At 65.6% G+C, this 465-nt stretch carries 2 pseudogenes; one reads left to right on the top strand and one right to left on the bottom strand.

Going from position 1 to position 465, the window contains the following annotated elements:
- Positions 1-230: pseudogene (locus tag P3H15_RS55140) on the bottom strand (LLM class flavin-dependent oxidoreductase); the annotation flags it as partial.
- Between the two features lies 1 nt (position 231).
- On the opposite strand from P3H15_RS55140, the pseudogene P3H15_RS55135 reads away from it, so the two are divergent.
- Positions 232-423, top strand: a pseudogene (locus P3H15_RS55135) (IS701 family transposase); the annotation flags it as partial.
- Positions 424-465 lie beyond the last annotated feature (42 nt).

Below are 465 nucleotides of genomic sequence, written 5' to 3'. Positions count from 1 at the left end.
TCGCCCTCGAAATCGACCCGGTCACCGAGCCAGAGTTCCCGCATCAACCGGACCGCCTCCCGCAGCCGCGCGAACCGCTCCTTGAATTCCGGCCACTCCCCGGCAAAACCGGTCGCGATCTCGTTGAGCGCCTCGCCGGTACCGACACCGAGCATGATCCGCCCCGGATACAGACAACCCATCGTCGCGAACGCCTGCGCCACCACCGCCGGGTTGTACCGGAACGTCGGCGCCGGCTCCCGGTGGCGGGTCGAGGAATGCTTCCAGCAGGCCAAGAACGAGGCCGGCCTCGACCACTACCAGGTACGCACCTACCGGGCATGGTACGCCCACATCACCTTGTCGATGCTCGCGCTCGCCTGGCTCGCCGGGACGAAAACCCAAGCAATAAAAGGGGAATCGGGATCGAAGATCAGGGCATGATCGGCTACACGCTACCCGAGATCCGCCGCCTGCTCGTGCAAC

Source organism: Rhodococcus sp. T2V, assembly GCF_029269925.1.
Lineage (GTDB): Bacteria > Actinomycetota > Actinomycetes > Mycobacteriales > Mycobacteriaceae > Rhodococcus_F > Rhodococcus_F koreensis.
The sequence above is the reverse complement of the archived record's forward strand: the minus strand, read 5'-3'. Positions and strand labels throughout refer to the sequence as shown.